22 protein-coding genes are annotated in these 18,312 nt (G+C 40.5%); 6 read left to right on the top strand and 16 right to left on the bottom strand.

The features are described from left to right. Positions 1-142 precede the first annotated feature (142 nt). The gene (locus tag ACU6U9_RS03970; protein WP_446733771.1) at positions 143-1,306 is read right to left on the bottom strand and encodes a M14 family zinc carboxypeptidase; all 1,164 of its coding nucleotides are present in this window, start codon (positions 1,304-1,306) and stop codon (positions 143-145) included. Between the two features lie 179 nt (positions 1,307-1,485). Between ACU6U9_RS03970 and ACU6U9_RS03975 the strand changes: the two genes are divergently transcribed. The 3 genes from ACU6U9_RS03975 to ACU6U9_RS03985 all read left to right on the top strand — a co-directional run bounded on the left by ACU6U9_RS03975 (position 1,486) and on the right by ACU6U9_RS03985 (position 3,501). Further along, a complete protein-coding gene (locus ACU6U9_RS03975; protein ID WP_446733772.1) occupies positions 1,486-1,959 on the top strand; it encodes a LabA-like NYN domain-containing protein in 474 nt (157 codons plus the stop codon). An 86-nt stretch (positions 1,960-2,045) separates the two neighbouring features. After that, on the top strand, positions 2,046-2,549 hold the full coding sequence (locus ACU6U9_RS03980; protein WP_446733773.1) for a hypothetical protein: 504 nt from the start codon (positions 2,046-2,048) through the stop codon (positions 2,547-2,549). Next, positions 2,500-3,501, top strand: a complete 1,002-nt coding sequence (locus tag ACU6U9_RS03985; RefSeq protein WP_446733774.1) for a hypothetical protein — start codon at positions 2,500-2,502, stop codon at positions 3,499-3,501. The genes ACU6U9_RS03980 and ACU6U9_RS03985 overlap by 50 nt, the downstream gene beginning before the upstream one ends. 187 nt (positions 3,502-3,688) lie before the next feature. Here ACU6U9_RS03985 and ACU6U9_RS03990 read toward each other — a convergent pair whose 3' ends face one another. Further along, positions 3,689-4,618, bottom strand: a complete 930-nt coding sequence (locus ACU6U9_RS03990) for a hypothetical protein (RefSeq protein WP_446733775.1) — start codon at positions 4,616-4,618, stop codon at positions 3,689-3,691. 22 nt (positions 4,619-4,640) lie between these two features. Next, complete coding sequence (orn, locus tag ACU6U9_RS03995; protein ID WP_446733776.1) at positions 4,641-5,183, bottom strand: oligoribonuclease; 543 nt, start codon at positions 5,181-5,183, stop codon at positions 4,641-4,643. A gap of 82 nt (positions 5,184-5,265) precedes the next feature. Between orn and rsgA the strand changes: the two genes are divergently transcribed. Together rsgA and ACU6U9_RS04005 are read left to right on the top strand one after the other, a co-directional pair. Next, a complete protein-coding gene (gene rsgA / locus ACU6U9_RS04000; protein ID WP_446733777.1) occupies positions 5,266-6,294 on the top strand; it encodes a small ribosomal subunit biogenesis GTPase RsgA in 1,029 nt (342 codons plus the stop codon). A 62-nt stretch (positions 6,295-6,356) separates the two neighbouring features. Next, entirely contained in the window at positions 6,357-6,800 is a 444-nt protein-coding gene (locus ACU6U9_RS04005) for a BLUF domain-containing protein (RefSeq protein WP_446733778.1), read from the top strand. 335 nt (positions 6,801-7,135) lie between these two features. On the opposite strand, the gene ACU6U9_RS04010 is transcribed toward ACU6U9_RS04005, so the two are convergent. From ACU6U9_RS04010 to ACU6U9_RS04070, 13 genes are all read right to left on the bottom strand, one after another. Next, on the bottom strand, positions 7,136-7,636 hold the full coding sequence (locus ACU6U9_RS04010) for a GNAT family N-acetyltransferase (RefSeq protein ID WP_446733779.1): 501 nt from the start codon (positions 7,634-7,636) through the stop codon (positions 7,136-7,138). 378 nt (positions 7,637-8,014) lie between these two features. Continuing rightward, positions 8,015-8,422: a hypothetical protein gene (locus ACU6U9_RS04015; RefSeq protein ID WP_446733780.1), complete on the bottom strand. Its 408-nt coding sequence runs from the start codon at positions 8,420-8,422 to the stop codon at positions 8,015-8,017. 136 nt (positions 8,423-8,558) lie between these two features. Next, the gene (locus ACU6U9_RS04020; RefSeq protein WP_446733781.1) at positions 8,559-9,413 is read right to left on the bottom strand and encodes an alpha/beta hydrolase; all 855 of its coding nucleotides are present in this window, start codon (positions 9,411-9,413) and stop codon (positions 8,559-8,561) included. Positions 9,414-9,509: 96 nt separating this feature from the next. Beyond that, entirely contained in the window at positions 9,510-9,806 is a 297-nt protein-coding gene (locus ACU6U9_RS04025; RefSeq protein WP_446733782.1) for a DUF1330 domain-containing protein, read from the bottom strand. Positions 9,807-9,918: 112 nt separating this feature from the next. Then, positions 9,919-10,278 carry a hypothetical protein gene (locus ACU6U9_RS04030; protein WP_446733783.1) on the bottom strand — a complete coding sequence of 120 codons (360 nt, stop codon included), beginning with the start codon at positions 10,276-10,278 and terminating at the stop codon, positions 9,919-9,921. A 576-nt stretch (positions 10,279-10,854) separates the two neighbouring features. Next, positions 10,855-11,217 (bottom strand): hypothetical protein, encoded by a 363-nt coding sequence (locus tag ACU6U9_RS04035; RefSeq protein WP_446733784.1) that lies wholly within the window; start codon positions 11,215-11,217, stop codon positions 10,855-10,857. A 70-nt stretch (positions 11,218-11,287) separates the two neighbouring features. Next, positions 11,288-11,776: a hypothetical protein gene (locus ACU6U9_RS04040; protein WP_446733785.1), complete on the bottom strand. Its 489-nt coding sequence runs from the start codon at positions 11,774-11,776 to the stop codon at positions 11,288-11,290. 71 nt (positions 11,777-11,847) lie between these two features. After that, entirely contained in the window at positions 11,848-12,387 is a 540-nt protein-coding gene (locus ACU6U9_RS04045) for a DUF4272 domain-containing protein (RefSeq protein WP_446733786.1), read from the bottom strand. A 150-nt stretch (positions 12,388-12,537) separates the two neighbouring features. Further along, entirely contained in the window at positions 12,538-12,822 is a 285-nt protein-coding gene (locus ACU6U9_RS04050) for a hypothetical protein (RefSeq protein ID WP_446733787.1), read from the bottom strand. Positions 12,823-12,898: 76 nt separating this feature from the next. Beyond that, positions 12,899-13,426, bottom strand: coding sequence for a hypothetical protein (locus tag ACU6U9_RS04055; RefSeq protein WP_446733788.1), 528 nt, complete (start codon positions 13,424-13,426; stop codon positions 12,899-12,901). 548 nt (positions 13,427-13,974) lie between these two features. Next, the gene (gene asd, locus ACU6U9_RS04060; protein WP_446733789.1) at positions 13,975-14,811 is read right to left on the bottom strand and encodes an archaetidylserine decarboxylase; all 837 of its coding nucleotides are present in this window, start codon (positions 14,809-14,811) and stop codon (positions 13,975-13,977) included. 24 nt (positions 14,812-14,835) lie between these two features. Continuing rightward, positions 14,836-15,651, bottom strand: coding sequence for a sulfurtransferase (locus tag ACU6U9_RS04065; RefSeq protein ID WP_446733790.1), 816 nt, complete (start codon positions 15,649-15,651; stop codon positions 14,836-14,838). Between the two features lie 62 nt (positions 15,652-15,713). Further along, positions 15,714-17,324 carry a hypothetical protein gene (locus tag ACU6U9_RS04070; RefSeq protein WP_446733791.1) on the bottom strand — a complete coding sequence of 537 codons (1,611 nt, stop codon included), beginning with the start codon at positions 17,322-17,324 and terminating at the stop codon, positions 15,714-15,716. 120 nt (positions 17,325-17,444) lie between these two features. On the opposite strand from ACU6U9_RS04070, the gene motA reads away from it, so the two are divergent. Then, entirely contained in the window at positions 17,445-18,296 is an 852-nt protein-coding gene (gene motA, locus ACU6U9_RS04075) for a flagellar motor stator protein MotA (protein ID WP_446733792.1), read from the top strand. Positions 18,297-18,312 lie beyond the last annotated feature (16 nt).

Here is an 18,312-nt window from a genome sequence, read left to right on the forward strand (position 1 = left end):
ACAACCAAGAACTGTTTGACTCATGGTTAGAGGCTGCAAGAAACGCCGCCATGTAAACAGACGGCTCAGCCAAATAAGAAGGAGCCTTATGGCTTCTTTTTTTGTTGCATTAAAATTAAATATTGCGGTATCGCGTCACACCCTAATCTTGATACCACATAGAAAGCGCAACTTGCTCCATTGCATACCATTGATCACCACTGGGTTTCCATTGTTCAAAATTTCGAGTTGCCGCCAACAAAAAGTCCATTAATCCTAAATGCTGACGCAATACCCGCGCATGCCGATGCGGCACCGTCGGGTGAAATAATCCGCTAAAACTCAATAACTGAATGGGCCGTTTTTTCACCCAATTCCAAGAGCCCATTTCTAATGTAATCGGTAATAAAGTGCGACCTTGCTGCTGACATTTACGGTGAAAATAATCCCACACATCACCATGACTTAAGTACGCCGTGGACTGCGGTTCAAATAAATAATTATGATTTGGATAATTGCGCTCCCATAAAACTTTAAGCGCCATATACACGGGCACATCACTAATAGGCTGACGCCTAAACGCATAAGGAATCCAAAGTTGATCTTTAAAACCAAAGCCACTGTGAATATCTAATGCAATAACAGGCTTATCTTTTGAGGTAATACGATCAATGACTTGTTCAAGTACAGCAAACTCTGTTTGCACCTCACCACCTTGTTTACCGCGATACCAAGGTAAGCGCGAACTGAACCGCTGCCCGCCTAATAAAAACGGCACAGGGTCTTCTGCCTCAATTGGCGCGTGGCGATTAATATCAATACCACTGGCATTTGAGCGCGTGTTTAAATACATACCAGCCGGGTTCACCATGGGTAAAATCACGAGCGCCACATCGGTTTCAAACTGGCTACGCCATAACCCATCCCAACGGTAACGCTGCAATAACGATTGCAACCACGCCAGCAAGGCTTGAGTCCCGATACGCTCGACACCATGAATAGCCGCGCTGATAAAAAAAGTGGTTTCACTTGTTTTAGGCGAGCCGATGGTCAACATAGGAATCGGCAATTGAATATTATGCACAGCAATATCAGCCAATAACTCTACACCAATCACATCTTGGTTTTGGCTAATAATTTTATCAAGCTCAAGATATTCCGGCACATAGGTTTTCAACTGACCTTTATGACACTGCACAAAATCATGCAATATCTGAGCGTCATTCAGTTGCGTTTCGTTATCATCGGCCAATGCTAATTTTGACTCAAAAACCGAACGGGTTGTTTCATTTTCAGCGGGGGGAGTGGGCGCCACGTTGACATCCATTTTGAATGTTCCTACCAATTCAGCCCAAACAACGATGGTTTAGACTCATAAGAAAAGTGTAGCTAATACTAAAGCAGGGCGGTGGTCATGTCCTGCCTGTCACAAAAATTTCACAAAGCAGAATTTCACCCTTCAAACTGTTATTATGTGGAGCATTCTTTGCCTAAAAGCGAAACCTCATGACCAATATCGCAGTGTTCGTAGATGTACAAAACATCTATTACACCACCCGTGACATGTACAAGCGCTCTTTTAATTATAAAAAGCTATGGGCTGATCTTAGCGAGCAAGGCACCATCACCCACGCCTATGCTTATGCCATCGACCGTGGCATTGATAGCCAAATAAAATTTCAAGATGCCCTGCGTAACATTGGTTTTGAGGTAAAGCTTAAACCTTTCATTCAACGGCGTGATGGCAGTGCCAAAGGGGATTGGGATGTGGGCATTACCATTGATATCATGGAATGCTCACCAGAGGTTGATCAAGTCGTATTACTAAGTGGTGATGGGGATTTTGCAATTTTACTAGAAAAAGTCCGCAATAAATTTAAAGTAAAAACTAAAGTCTATGGTGTAGAGTTTTTAACGGCGAATGGCTTGATACAAAGTTGCGATGAATTTGTGAATATAGAAAAAGACATGCTGCTGTAACCTTTTAAATAGCTAAACCATCTAAAAAAAAATTAAAGACATAATGCGCCATGCCGATATTTAATTTATCGAGCACAGGTGCACTTATGAAAATAACGTCATCCAATTTGGTGTTTAACCAAAACACACAAAAGCAACAAACCGCTGCGCGTGTGCTCGACTCCAGTATTTCTATTAACCGTGGCAGTGGCAGTGCTAATAGTGCTTCAGCGTCGATCAAGCAATCTCAACTCATTGAAGCGTTAAGCTTAATCAATAGCACCAGCATGAGTTTAATTAAAGATGCGGATGGTAATTTTCAAGTCGCACAAAACACGCATGCAATCGAATCCATTACCCGCCTCGCCCTGTTGATGATAATTACCGTGCGGGCATTATCATCAACAGGGCAAAATAGTGGCATGGCCATCGACGTGGCAATCAATCGTATATTTGCCTTTGAATCGAATACGGATATTCAAATGAATACGCTGGGAAAAGTCACCACAGAAGATGGTCGCGAGATTGATTTTTTATTAGAACTTAATTACCAACCGCGATATGCAAGTCACGCAAACCAGTCAATTCAGCGGCAGTCGAGATTTGATTGATCCGCTGGTGATTAATTTAACCGGCGGTCCGGCTCAATTAAGTGACAGTTATTTTGAATTTGATTTAAATGGCGATGGCCATACCGAAACCTTACATCAAACCGCCACAGGCACGGGGTTTTTAGTCTTTGATAAAAACGAAAATGGCATCATTGATGATGGCAGTGAAATGTTTGGCCCTCAAACCGGTTATGGGTTTGCCGAGCTAAGTGCGTACGATGAAGATGGTAATGGTTGGATCGACGAAAACGACAGCATATTCGCACAACTGTCTTTTATGGATTTTAATCAAGATGGTGAGCAACAACTGCAAGATCTTGCCACTGTTGGTTTAGGTGCCATTGCGTTGCAGTCAGCAGAAATGGATTTTGATCTTTACGATTCACAAGGTAACTTTCAAGCCCAAGTGGCACGCAGCGGTGTTGCATTAATGGAGAACGGTGCCGCCGTTAGTATTCAAGAAATTTATTATGCTGATCAAGCGTTTGGCCAAGGCCAATTAGAGCGTACAAGAGAAATAGATGTTAATAATACCGGTGCCATTACCCAGAATATTTCACCTTTAACTCAGTTTCAATTCAACAACAACATTGTTAATGCCCGAAATGCAGAGACCAGTGTAACCTTAGACTTACCGAACGACTCTAACCCCATTACACTCGACAATGTGCAGCTCAGTGATGTACCGCTCAATAATGCACAAACCGCAAGTCTCAACTCGAATGTCTTACCTTCACAGGTTCAAATTCAAAACAGTGTATTACTAGAGTCTAGCTCTACGACGGCTATTGATATGAGTGCATCTGAAAAACGGGCATCTGTTCAGGCGTATTTTCAAAATAGAATTAAAAACGAACAAAGTGATTTAATTGTCAACAATGACCCTCTGAATCAACACCATATACGCCAATCTAAACCTGATGATTTGACGCCATCCAAGGCATTTGAATGATAGCCAGTCGTTTTTTAAAGCAGAAAGCACCCAGGACAAAAAATTAGACGATTTAAAGCTATTAGTCGAAAATTTAAAACTGATTCGAGAGCGACAAACGACGATGCAAGATAAACTCAATATTTATCATCAGGTAGGCCAGTTAAAAGACGTTTAAAAAAACGCTGAGAAGTATTTTATATTTTACTTACAAGGCCATCATGGCTTTTAAGTAAATACCGTGACCAACCGTTAGTTGATTCGGCGTAACAACATAATCTTCTTCTGAGGTGGAGCGCCCACCTAATATAATACCGGTTAAACTCACCTCATAGCCCACACCCCAAGCTAAACCTGAGTTTTTATCAAATTCTAATAACCCATAATAACCAAGTTGAAAGGTAGACCGACTGGCTAAGCCAGAAAGACTGTCAGCTGAAACCGTGGAGTCCACATCATTATTGGCTCTGGCTATATTGGCATCTGAGGGCTCTATGGTCATATAACCGATCTCAGCAAACACTTCAGAATTAAACCCTGATTCGTATCCTGCCCCACCTGCCAAACGCTCCATTAATTGATTCGCCATGTAATACCCAAAAAACATATATTCGACTTCGGGGTCTATCCATGACACTTCACATACGCGGGTCGCACAATAGCTATCATCGAAAGCTAAATTCACAACGACTTTAGAAGGTTGGCTCCACTTTGCATAGGTTACGCCGGATTTTGAGTTCCAACTATCATAGCTGTACAGTTTAAAACCTTGGTAGTCGTATTCAAATTCGCTTTGTATCGGCTGGTAATCTAAATCGCTATCACTTTTGAAGCGCCCAGCAATTTTTCCTGATTCAATGCTCGCGCCCCAATCACCTAAACCAAACTTCACTAAAATATTACGACTGCGTTCTTGATCTTGATCTAAATCGGCAATGATACCAAAGAACATGTTATCGCCAACATTGAGAGTAAAGTCTAATGTTTGAAAACCCGAGTCGTCATAATCAATTGCAGAGGAGTCCTCACCTATATTTTCAAAGGTGAGGCTTTTGTATGTATAACCTAAGTAGCTTTGTGTTTGAGCGTAACTAAAATTGGAAACCATAAGAAAGATTAAAACTGATAATTTTTTCATAATAATTTCCTGATAATGTTAGTTAGATGCTCATAATGGTTTTACGGTAATACTGCATTTCTTCAATACTTTCACGGATATCATCTAACGCTTGATGAGACCCTTTTTTGGTTAAACCGGATAATTTTTCTGGTGCCCAGCGACGGGCCAATTCTTTTAACGTGCTCACATCAATGTTGCGATAATGGAAAAAATCTTCTAGCTCTGGCATGTATTTGTTTAAGAAACGACGGTCTTGATGAACACTGTTACCACACATAGGGCTAACGCCTTTGCCTATGTATTGCTGTAAAAAGGCGATGGTTTGTTTTACCGCTTCGGCTTCACTCGTTTTACTGTCTTTGACACGCTGTACTAAGCCAGAATTACCATGGGTTTTGGTGTTCCAGTCGTCCATGTTATCAATGATATTGTCTGGTTGGTGAATGGCTAACACAGGGCCTTCAGCTAGAATGTTTAAATCACCATCGGTAACAATTGTGGCAATTTCAATAATCACATCGGTGGCGGGCTCTAGGCCTGTCATCTCAAGGTCAATCCAAATTAGGTTATGCTTGTTTTCCATCTTGTGTCCTTTTTGCCTTGAGCACTGCTTTACGTGGCAAAGCACTATATAATTCATTAAAGACCAATTTGAACACATATCTATGTCAAAACGAAAGCTCAATAAACGTCAGACTTGGCGAATCAATAAGATCCAGCAAGAGCGCAGCGAGCGTGCCAATAAGAAAGAAGAGCAAATTCATGACGAACTAGAAGGTGGTGACCTTGGTCCCGAGCAGTCTGGGCAAGTTATCGCTCACTTTGGCACACAGGTATTAATCGAGGGTGACGATGGCGAGCAAAAGCGCTGTCACATGCGTGCCAACCTTGGCGGCTTAGTCACGGGCGATTCTGTCGTATGGCGCATAGGTAAAGACGAACACGGCGTAGTGGTTGCGCGTAATGAGCGAGAGTCTGAATTACGTCGCCCCAACATGTATGGCGAGTTAAAGAGTGTCGCGTCAAATATAGATTATATGGTCATTGTGGTGGCACCCGAGCCTTATGCTCACCGCAACTTAATTGACCGCTACCTAGTCGCCGCTGAGATGAGCGGCATTGAGCCGGTTTTATGTTTAAACAAAATCGACTTAATTAACGACGAGAACCAAGAGCACTTTTTGCACCTTGTGCACGATTACCAAGAAATTGGCTATCGCTTTATGCATGCCAGCACCAAAATTGAAGAGGGTTTAGAAGACTTAAAAGCATTCTTAAAAGACCGCATTAGTGTGTTTGTGGGCCAAAGTGGTGTCGGTAAATCCAGTATTATCTCTACCCTATTACCTGATGAAGACATTCGCGTGGGTGCACTAAGCGAGCAAAGCCGTAAAGGTAAGCATACCACCACAACCGCAACCCTGTTTCACTTCCCTAGCGGCGGCGATTTAATCGATAGCCCAGGGATTCGTGAGTTTGGTTTATGGCACATGGAAGAACATGAGATTCTTGAAGGCTTTGTTGAATTCAAACCCTTCATTGGCACCTGTAAGTTCCGCGACTGTAAACACAATGCTGAACCCGGTTGTGCGATCAAAAAGGCATTAGAAGATGGCCACATTAGCGAGCGTCGTTATGACAGCTACCAACAGATTATTAATAGCCTATTAGATGTGGCTATGCGCCCCCATTAAGTATCTGGTAAATCACCCATAACAAGCCATACTGATTGTAACTATTGTGTAGGTACTGTTAGATGCAACTTGTTATGTATATTAGTGATTATGACCGCCCCCTTAGTGACTTAAACAGTGACCTAAGGGCTATATTAAAGACGGCTATCACTCATAATTTAACGAATAATATCACTGGCATATTGTTTTTTGATAAAGGCAAGTTTATTCAAATATTAGAAGGTGAAGCCGAACACCTCACCCCTCTGCTTGATCGCATTCAACTTGATACACGTCATAAAAATGTCAATATCCTCATGAATGAGCCTATCGAAAAAAGAGAAATTGATAACTGGAGCATGAAGGCATTTGACCTGTCTGAAAACGAACCTCAAGACTGGGCATCGTTAGAAGAATTACGCGACGCTTACTTAAATACATTCAAGGTATCGAGCAAGCAAATATCCTCTTGGATTGAACACTTTATTAAAGACTACCCTCGTTTCAAACAAAATGAGCGTATTTAGATCATGTAATTTAAAAATAGAGTACTTATTTTTTGTAGTAACATGCTTATTTCATAAAACTTAATATTGTTTATGATGGGCAGTGAAGAATAACCCCACAGCCACGAAGCGGCTGATTAATTGGCTCTTTTATATTTATATTTTAATGCAAGAAAATTCGCTATTGCTACCGTTACGAAAATACCAAGTAAATTTACATCCATATAAACGCTTTTTGATAATTTATAAATGCATAAAGCATCGGTTAAACACATAAGATCACGCTAAGCAGAAGAATAATTAGCTATCATCGTAAGAAACAATGACGTCTATTTTTCTATTTATAGGCTTAATTATTATGTGTTTTTTACAAGCACAGATGTATTTCTTGAACCTGTCGTACGTTTTTTTGGATCATAGAAGGTATCAACAATTTGAAAAGAAGCTTTTCGCATCATCCCCGCAGATGCTAAGTTTTCTTCATGACGTTCAATATATACCTTTTCGCATTGTTCTTTTTTGGCTAATTCAATTGCCTTTTGCAGTAACGCAGTGCCAATGCCGTTACCATTATAATTTTTGTTCACTACCACATCATTAATGTATGCAATTGTTGAAAGATTCGTATATTGACTTAACTCAGGAGGACATGCTTCTTTAAAGATTAAAATCGCAAACCCCATTATTTCTTGCTCTTCTGCTAGGACAGCAAGTGCCTTGTCGTGTTGTATTAATTGAAATTGTAGATCTATGCTTTCATCTGTAATGTAATTCCATTCATTTGTGCCATCTCGAATTAAAATCTCTCTCATTCGTTCAAAATCAGCTGAATTCAACGGTCTTGAATGTACTTTCATATTTCACCTCTATCTGGCGCATAATGCTTTGTCATAAAAAACGTTACATCGTCACATCTATTGATGGGCCTACCTTAATGGCTTTGTTAAGGTTGTACCACATGATCACCAATTAGTTTATAGAACATTGATGATACGATATATTTCTTTTCCTGCACTTAATGTAACCTTTTATTCATCTTTCTTAATCGATGTAATTAGATGCTCTATTGGGTATCCACAAGTACACACAAAAAGATTCGGTATTACAGGAGAATAATGTCACTCAATATTAGTGCATGTAATTCATAACCCCCGAACAATCACGTAATCCAACAATTTGGGGCGCCATAGCTTCTATTCTGAACGTAGCACCATTTTTACTGCTTTCATAACTTGCTAGGGAAACTTTCGATTGAGCTTACCTGATTTATATAAGAGGGTTATGCCTATTGCCACCTCAAGTAACTCTATTATGATAAAGGATAATTGTGTATTGCTTATACCACCGACAAAATACGAGCCTACAAGTCTGAAACAAATAAATGAGATTATAATTATTGATGCAAGTAACGCAGAATAAACCCAAGTTTTACTAAAGTAATATAACAAAGCAATAGAAACCCCTATGCCGATCATTAGGCTGCAATAGATTAAAATAAATGCAATTTTCCCATCTGAGTCTAAAGCACTTAAACCTATTCTTGCTAGCTTAGAATCAACATCCAATAAAGCATTAAAGCCTGATACGACAAAATAGACTGACATTAATGCAATATAAATTTTACCAAACATATCTGTTTTCATTCATTAATCCTTGATTTTAACGATTTTTATAACACCCTATTAACAGGCTAAATATTGTTGACTAAATTTTTAACGAAGAAAAAAGCCAACTTCATATCGTCCATATTTAACCGCTTTCTATGTATAGGCACTGATACTACAATTCTTGATAAAACAATTTTAAACCTTTGGCTAACCCAACAGGAAAAGTCGAGTAATGGTCTGTACCCTCGACAATTTCATCACTGATGTATAATCCTTGATAATGCCTTGAACGCAGACGTTTTATAAATCTTACATGACCATCAACCATATCATTCCGCATTCCGTTTTCTGGCACTTCTAAAGCACCAGTAGCGACGAATATTTTGGCATTTAGTGAATTATTGGTTTTTGAAAATTCATTTTCTAAATCGAATATATAATCATTTTTGAACCACAAAGAAGGGCTCGTTAAAATATAGCGAGAAAACAGTGATGGTTTGGTTAATAATACCCATGCCCCAAAAGAGCCACCAAGAGAATGCCCTGAGAGTATTCTGTTATGAACGTCAATACGATAATTTTTTTCTACAAAAGGAAATACTTCCCTTTCAATAAATGCCAGATACTCAGTGGCGCCCCCCGTTACATACTTTTTCCAACTTTTATCCACAACAGGCGTAAAATCTCGTACGCGGCTATTCTGACCATTTTCTCCATGCGCAAAAGAGATTCCAACTACTATTGATTTATCCATGCTTGGAAAATGAGTCACACCTGCTGCAACTTTAAATGTATGGGGACCATCATTTAAATAAAGAACAGGATACTGTTTAGATTGATTCTTTTCTTCAAAATAATCACGAGGCACTTTAATATAAAGATCGTATTTACGATTCAAAATAGTAGATTCAATAGTCACAATCTCAGAATTTGATATTTCAAAAACCTGATCTTCATTCGCTGTAGCTGAGAGTACTGCACTGAACGAGAAAGACATACACAATATTTTTATAAGTATTTTATTCATCTTATGCCTAATTAGAGATATCTGAATTGCAGAGGAAAGTACATATTCCGTTTAAACACCTTGTTATTTGTGAATCAAGATTAACCATGCACCACTTTATTTGGGCATCTCGAATTGTGGCATTAAAACGACAAAACCTTCAGTAATTTCGTTTCTTAGCTTAGATAACGCTCGACTTTCTTCGGACTCATAAAAGCTTTTTGCTAGTTCTTTACTTTTAAATTTATAAACAACCATATGTGAGTATGGCGAAGAACCTTCTAAAAAATCTAAATAGTTGGCAATCACTAGTTCGCCACCAAATTTTTCAACTATTGGCGCGGATAATGGCCCTAATAGTTCGATTCTTTCTCTATCGAGAATATTATAATGATAAATAATATAATAATTCATTGCATACCTACTTTGACAGTTAACCATTTATTCTATATCTATGGCAGAGAAATATAATACAGGACACGCGACGTCTTTAAAAAATTAATTAAGGCACTCATGACAATAATAATTATGAATTTTTAAATTCTAGTACTAGACAAAAAAATCTTTCTAACGATTTTTCATGTTGGTTTCGATCAGCATTTTTTGAGTATGTATCCCAGTTGATATCTTGTGGAGATAATCCCATTTCTACGGCCAGAATCATATTTTGCCAGCCTGCTGTGGATTCATAAAATCCATACTTTTCTGCAACCCAATTATGGAACCCCGAAAACGCTGGAATCGTATTATTTTTAATGTTAGCAGTGTACATAGCGGCTTCGAAACCATTTATGTATGAGCGCAAATTTGATAATTTTTGCTCGCCAATATACATGCCAGTGCGAACGCTAATTTTATTGAGTAGATCGTAGAGGGTATATTCCATATGTACCACTTTGATGCTTAACGCCCGCAAGCACAGGAGAGTTTACGAATCCAGAAAGCTTGTTGGCGAATTGGCTGGCTTTATTATGTGTGGTTACTTGCATTGGTGCATTTCTTTATAGGGATGGCTATTTTCATAGTCACAAGTGCAGGTTTCGTAATGATAACTTCCCCCAGAATCTAGACAGGAGTCTGCAACAGGTCGCATCCAGTCAAGTGCTAGATAAATTGCTATAAGAAAAATAATCAGCACTAGTAAAGCACTTAAAATATATCCAAATACTTTCAAGAGTTTATCATTCCGTTACACCTAACGAGGCTGTAGAAAAACACACAGCCTAAATTTCATTATGAAAATAGGGTAAAAATCACTCTATAAATACGCCTCAGTTTAAAATCCATATAGATTTTACCATTAAACTTCCTTGAAATTTAACGTAGAGCGCGCTCTACTTTTCTCTTTGAGGTTTTTCTACAGCCTCAACGCTGCCAACAACGGTGGAGTATGCTGGCGTGATTTTTTGCGTATTTTAGCAAAAAACACGACAGTATACGGAATCCGTTTTGATTGGCCTTGTTAAATGGTTAACCTGAACCACGTACACAGCTCATTCAGTGCTGTAACCTGGGGGGGGCCATATTTAGTTGCTTTTTGATGCAGGAGCCCAATGCTGTTTTTTAGGATATCGGGCGACTCACTAGTGTTAGCTTTACGGCCAAGTTGTATCAAAAACTGTATATGATCATAAAACAGATCGCTTTCTAGCTCCGTGACAGCTAAGGCTACGATTGGATCAATAGCATCGAAAGCGTCATTACTGGAGCAATTGTTGAGTAATGATTCTGTTAACTTTGAACAAAACCACTCATCTTCCGCCCCTTCAGACCTATATTTCTCCATGCCTAATTTGTAGTACTCTGCGATCATGCTCATTGCCATTTAACGCCCTTGATAACCGGGCGAACGAAGTGAGTTCCGGCGACTGCAAGGAGCAAAGTTGATCAGTTTGTTATGCAACAACCTCTACCTTATATAGCAATTCCATTGGTGGTTGTTTGGAATCAATAAAAGACTTCAATTTTTCCAGAAACTCTCCAGAGGTCACTTTTCCAGTGACAAAGATAACGTCTTTCTCTGTGTGCCCTCCTACCATTACATCTTTATATGATTCGTTCGAGCGAAGTTCTTCATAAAATGACTGAGCCCAGTCATTAATTTTCAGAATAGACTGACCTTTATCAGTTTTTGACCACTCTAGGTCATCTGAAATTTCGTCATATTCTTCTTCAATTGATATAAGGAGGTCCTCGTCAACAATATCTCGAAGTTGATCGATTGCAGAACTGAGAACCTCTAAATCTTCACTGGATTCGACAGTAACCTTTAACCCCTTAAGGATTGAATCCGGGATAGTAATTTCAGCCTCTTCTAGTAAATCTTCAATCAGAAAATCAGCAATGTTCTTTTGAATTAGTTTTTCAGACCAAGGTTGGTTCATATTTTATTCATCCTTAAATTGCATAACGCCCGCCAGCAGGGGCGCAGAATGCGTCCCTCTGGCTGGCCTTGTTATGTGTCTGTGGAGACATTATCCCAGTCTTGATTCTCATAACCAGTCATCCAGTTTAAAGCGTAATGTTTTTCTCGAATAACTCCACCATCTAAGTTGTTAGGAGTTTCTTTTTTATTTATTTCAGCATCACGCACTTTCCAGTGTTGATCATAAATATTATCAAGTGTTGACTGGATTTCAGCTTCTGACCGCAACTTAGATTTTTCAAAAAAGGTAGTAGAATCTTTTAGAAAGAATTCGAAAATATCTTCAATTGCATCGTAATCGCATTGCTCTGAACTTGGAGATAAATCCGGCAAATGCCCCAAAGCCCATACGACAGCTTCCAAAGCCTCTACACGCCAGGAGGCATTTATAAGCTGTTTTTCGCTTACTTTTGCTTTACCAAACAGCTTCTTTTCATTAGGTGAGACTGCACCCCATAAGTTCTGGGATTTTAGCCAATCTCTAATCTCCACCCTATTTTCTCTATCTGAAGCTTCAACAACAGAAAATAGAACTATCGCACGCTCACTTATTTCTTTAAAACTACGCATTTAACTTCCTCCATGAAATTGATTCTTGCACGAATATATACATAACGCCCAGCACAGCGGTGAGTTAAACTGGCGCTTGTTTTGCGGTTTTTTGCAAAACAAGTGACAGTTTGACGAGTCCGTTGCTGCTGCTTGTTAAATGCTTACTCTCTACTTTCCACATAGTGAAAAATTTACTTTTTTAGTTACAGACTCTATTTCTTTATCAAATATAGTGCTGTTAGAACCGCTCAATGGGAAAGCCAAAATATATGACTTATTTTTAGTAAAACCCTCAATGATAGAATAAGCCTCAACTGTTGCGTACTTTCCATACCAAGAATAAGACTTCACAACAGGAGTAATACAATCGCCTCTTTTATATTTAGGCGAATTATCAGCCCAGGATAAGGGGCAGAAAGAAATTATTAATAACATTGTTAAAATTCTATTCACTTATTTCTCCAATGGCATTTAACGCCAAAAGCATGGGCGCAGATTTTTGCGTCCAATGCCTTTTTTTGTTATGAATTTATTGTGTAAATTGGTCAAGGAGATAATCTTCTTCCCCTGCCTTTAGCGTTACTTTTATGCCATAGTTCATCTGTGCACCACACCAAGCTTGTCGCTCAACGAACTCAATTTCAGCGTAAAAGTTTGCTAACACTGCTTCCTCTTGAGTCAATACAAAAAATTGAGTGTCTTTTTTTAAATCGACGACCACTTTTTCCGAAGTATCATCGTTAACAAGTTCAAAGCCATAACCTGAGCAAGGACCAACTCCACTCCCTTGATATGAAGACTCTCCTATCACTGTATTAAAGTCATCTTCCGTGCAGGGCATAGGATTAATAGCACAGCCCTCCGTTTGATCAAAATAGGAATTTAGCTCGTTATTTATTAATACGGTTGTCCCGTTTATCGTCTCATCATTTATCATTCTTTTTTTTATCAAATCAGAAAATGATAGTGCTTGAGATAGATCTCTGCCTTGATCGTCATTATCAGGGGTGCATGAGATCAAAGTGAATATAACTAAAAAAAGTGAATAATATTTCATTACTTATCCTTCATAACGAATTAGATATAAGGATTGAAGTGAATTTGGCATGCATTTGCGTAGCAAATTAAGTGACAACATTTAATTCAAGTCCTTATTATCGACTTGTTAAAAAAAGTTTTGAGTAGAAATCTATTAGGTCGACTTCCAAATCTGTTGATTACTGTAATTGATCGAAGCCGTTTTTGATTCTTCTCTTCTAGCGCTCTTTGCTGTCACGCAAAACTCGTTTTACTGCAGCGACGAGCGCTAGAAGCGTAAACTAATAATTCAAATTCGGCTATCTTTTTACTGTATTTTCATACAGTAGTACTATACGAAATTTACAGTTTTATAAATCCAAAACTTGTTTAACATTTTAATCATAAGACCTTGCAAGCTTTCCTACCTTGCAAGGTAAGGGCTACACATTATGTCTCTCTGCACTCAAAAGTACCAACTTTTATGAGCTGCACTCTAGCCCTTATCGTAAATCGAATGATACAAAAAACGGTATATAAAAAAGGAGCCGAAGCTCCTTTAATATTGACTCACTTTAGCGCTGGCCATTAAGCAATGGCTTGACCCATCATTAATGGGGAAGACGCTTTAATTTCATCTAAGAATTTAACCGCATCTTCTGGGAAACAAAGAATCACGGTTGAGCCTAGTTTAAAGCGACCCATTTCAGCGCCTTTCTCTAACTTGATTTCACCTTGGCTGTAGTCTTGTACTTGTGCTTGTTTTGGCAATGGGCAAACTTGGCCTGACCATACGGTTTCGATACCCGCTACAATCATGGCACCCACTAGCACCATCGCCATTGGGCCGAACTCGGTATCGAACATGCACACTAAGCGTTCATTGCGTGCAAATAAACCATCAACACCTTCTGCGGTGGCTGGGTTTACGCTGAATAAATCACCCGGTATATAAACAGTTTCTTTTAGTGTGCCCGCACATGGCATATGCACACGGTGGTAATCTTTCGGGCTTAAATAAATAGTAGCAAATTCGCCGTTCATATAAGGCGCGGCGCGTTCATTATCACCACCTAATAATTCGACAACGCTAAAATCACGACCTTTTGCTTGAAAGCAACGGCCTAATTCAATTTTACCAAGCTGGCTCACCGCGCCGTCTGCTGGGCTTACTAATTTGGCGTCGGCAATAGGGCGAGCGCCGTCTTTTAATTCACGGGTGAAAAAGTCGTTAAAGTTTGCGAATTGATCTAGGTCTTCTATTTTCGCTTCATCCATATTCACGTCATATTTAGCCGCGAATTTTTTAATAAAGGTACTTTTAATAAACTCAATTTTGGTACTCGCAAACCAACCAACTAAACGACTTAAGCTGTGTTGCGGGATGATGTATTGGCTTAAAACAAATAATGCGTTTTTATTCACTGTGTATTCCAATTGTGTCGAAAATTATTGTCCAGTCTCAATGGGTGTATTGGGGTCATTGCCCCATTCACTCCATGATCCCGCATAAGCCTGTACTGGCCAACCTAGCTGTTTGCAAATCACATAGGTTAAACCAGAGCGGCGGTGTGTTTGGCAATGGGTCACAATGGTTTTATCCCCAGTGATGCCCAAATCATTTAATTCTTTTTTTACATCCGCCAGATCACGTAATTGTAAATCATTACGCGTATCTAACGCGCGGATAAACTCATAGCTTTTTGCACCTGGTAAATGCCCTCCACGCGCACTCACTGCTTTTTCACCTGTGTATTCAGGGAGCGAACGCGCATCCCAAATGTCGATGCTGTTATCGGTTATGGCTTGAAGCAGCTGCGCTTTATCAATCGTCACACTCTCATCGATCGTGGCGACGGTGTAGTCACTGGGTGTGGCTTCGCTGGCATGGCTTTCAACCGGGCACTGTTGGGCTAACCAAGCATGAATACCACCGTTTAAAAAACTGTACTGTGTATGCCCAATGGCATCGAGCACCCAGATCATACGACCAGCCCAAGGGCCTCCGTCATCGTCATAGACCACAACGTGGGTATCTTGTGTTAAACCTAAGCGACTAAACAATAAGCTTAATTGCTCTTTGCTTGGCAATAAGCCCGGTGCTGGCGGCACGCCCAGCTGTATATGGCTCGGTGCAACATGAACAGCGCCCGGTACATGGGCTGCAGAGTAAGATTCTGCTTTACCTAAATCTAATATCAATAGATTTGCATGGTCCAACTCACTGACCAACTGGCTTGGTTCAATGATCAATGGCAACGTCATAGGGCATAGCCTCGATGTATTTGAGGGAGTATTTTAAACAAGCTTAAGGCATGTGTCAGGTTTTATCGGGACAATTTATAACGCTCAAGGGCGTGACTGGTACTTTGGCAGACTTTTTTGAAGGCTTGGTATTCTTGATCACTGATGGGTTGCTCAGCACTCGACACATCGGCATATACAACGCCCACAGGCCGATCGCCTGAAAACAACGACATGATCATGAAGTTTTTACTGTTTAACGTTTTGGTCGCATCAGCAGCTAACATATTCGTTGCTTGCTCAACATTCTCCCCATCCACTCTAAAACTCGCGCTTTTCACCACAAGCTTGCCGAATAAGCGATTCTCTTTTAAATTAATTTTAAGACTGCGAATCGGGTCGCTGCTTTCAACCCCAAAACAATACACAGGGCGTAAGCAATCAGCTGTTTTATTGAGTATGCAAATAAATCCACGGCGCATGCCAATGCCTTTATGAAGGGCTTTATTACAGCTTAAGAAAATATTATGTATGTCGTCAAAGTCTGATATTTTTTTATTTAAATGCTGCAACACATCCACAATCACATCACGCTTGACGGCTCTTGGTGGAATCTCTTTTAATTTTAAAACACGTTCGCCACCGCGTTGGGCCTGCATGTTTTTCGACGCATGCGGATCTGACTTTGGCACATCAAACCAACATGTATACGCAGGGCGAACCCAAATAGGTTGGTTAATTTTTTGTTGCGGCCATAGTAGCGATACCGCAGGTGGTAATACTTGTTCGACCATTAATTGTCGGCTCATTTTAATGGCTAGCTGATGGTTCTGCGCTGTCACATGCCCAAGATCGACGCCACTTAAGTGCGACAATACCCGCTCACTTCGTAGTACTCTGTGGCACATCCAGCCTCTTTGCACCTGTTGTGCAAGGTGATTAAGCAACAACATAATGGTTGTCGGTTTGCTTTTTAAATGTCGCAGTACATGGTCGTCATCACTAAAGCGCATGTGTTGATCGCTCAACATTTGAGACCATTGCCTTAGGCTAGGCCATTGTGCACGCTCTAACATTTGTTGGGATAACTCGGGTAGCTGGATCTGACGACCAATCATGCGGTATACATCTTCAAGCAAGCAGCCAAATATTGATTTTTCTACATTCGCGCTGCCTTCAAAATCATGTTGCACTCGATATTGCCATTCACTCATTTTGCCATAACCCACATGCCACATGTACCACGTAGGTGCCCCCGCTAAAATAGTCGCCCATTTTAACTTTTCACCAGAACCGCTATGGGTTTGCTGCGCCCAATGATCCACAAGCGTACCAGCCAAAGTACTCACCGCTTGGGCTTGTAGGTAGCCTTTTTGCTGCGCATCACTTTTATGAAGCGTCATTTTGGGTGCTTGTTTAATGTAATGAATCACGCCCTGCATGCCCAACATGGTCATCACATGATTCAAGTTCAAAATGGCTGTATCAGAATTGGCACTTTTGCGATTAGCCGCTAAGAATAAATGCAGGCACAAAGCAGGGTCTCGCTCAATGGTGTGGGCCATATCAGCAAGAGACGCCCCCGATTTAATTTGCTTAGTAAGCAGCTGGGCTGAGACTTTTAAGATGGGCAATTGAGCTGATGTGGCCAATTCAAGCCAAGCTCGCGCCCCTTTCGTGGTTTTTACTTCCATTCGATTTGAGGAAAGCCCTTTTCTAAACTTTAATTAACTATAGTCGGACTTTGAGCAAACTGGCCCACGGATTTGTCCTTTAATTTTTTAAAGACAAACGGGCTTAGAGGGACAACAGGAATGTTATTCATAGTTGGTTTATTTGTTGTGTGCTTCAGTGTGGTCTACGGCTACATTGGAAGCCATGGTGTACTCGCTGCGCTTTGGCAGCCCTATGAGTTCTTGATCATATTAGGTGCCGGCATTGGCGCTCATATTATTAGCAACCCCGGCCCCATACACATGGATACCTTTAGAGTATTGCCGCAGGTGGTTACCGGTGGCAAAGCCAATAAAGCCATGTACATGGATTGCTTAAGTTTAATTTACGACATTCTTAATAAAAGTCGCAAAGAAGGCATGATGTCTATCGAAAGCGACGTAGAAAACCCACAACAAAGTGGTGTGTTTTCAAAATACCCTGCGATTCAAAACAACCATGCTTTAGCCGATTTCATTGCTGATTACTTTCGTTTAATTGCAGCCGGTAACATGCAAGCCCACGAATTAGACGCACTAATGGATATGGAGATCGACGCTCGGCTGCACGAGTTAACTGGGCCTGCTACTGCCATGCAAAAAATCGCAGACGCCATGCCCGGCTTCGGAATCGTAGCCGCAGTATTGGGGATCGTGATAACCATGGGCGCCATTGATGGCCCCATGGAAGAATTAGGCCGTCACATCGCCGCCGCATTAGTCGGCACCTTCTCTGGCATCCTGTTTGGTTACGGTTTCTTTGGCCCCATCGCCAGTAAAATGGAACACAATGCCCACGAAGAAATAAAGCTCTATGAATCGGCCAAAGCGACCATAGTTGCATCAGTGAATGGCTTGCCTCCACAGCTGGCCGTCGAGTTTGGCCGTAAAGTACTCTTCTCTCATGGTCGGCCAACCTTTAACGAGCTCGAATCAAAAGTAAGAGGCCGTTAATGATAAACACCCCCGC

The organism is Pseudomonas sp. HK3, assembly GCF_052920985.1.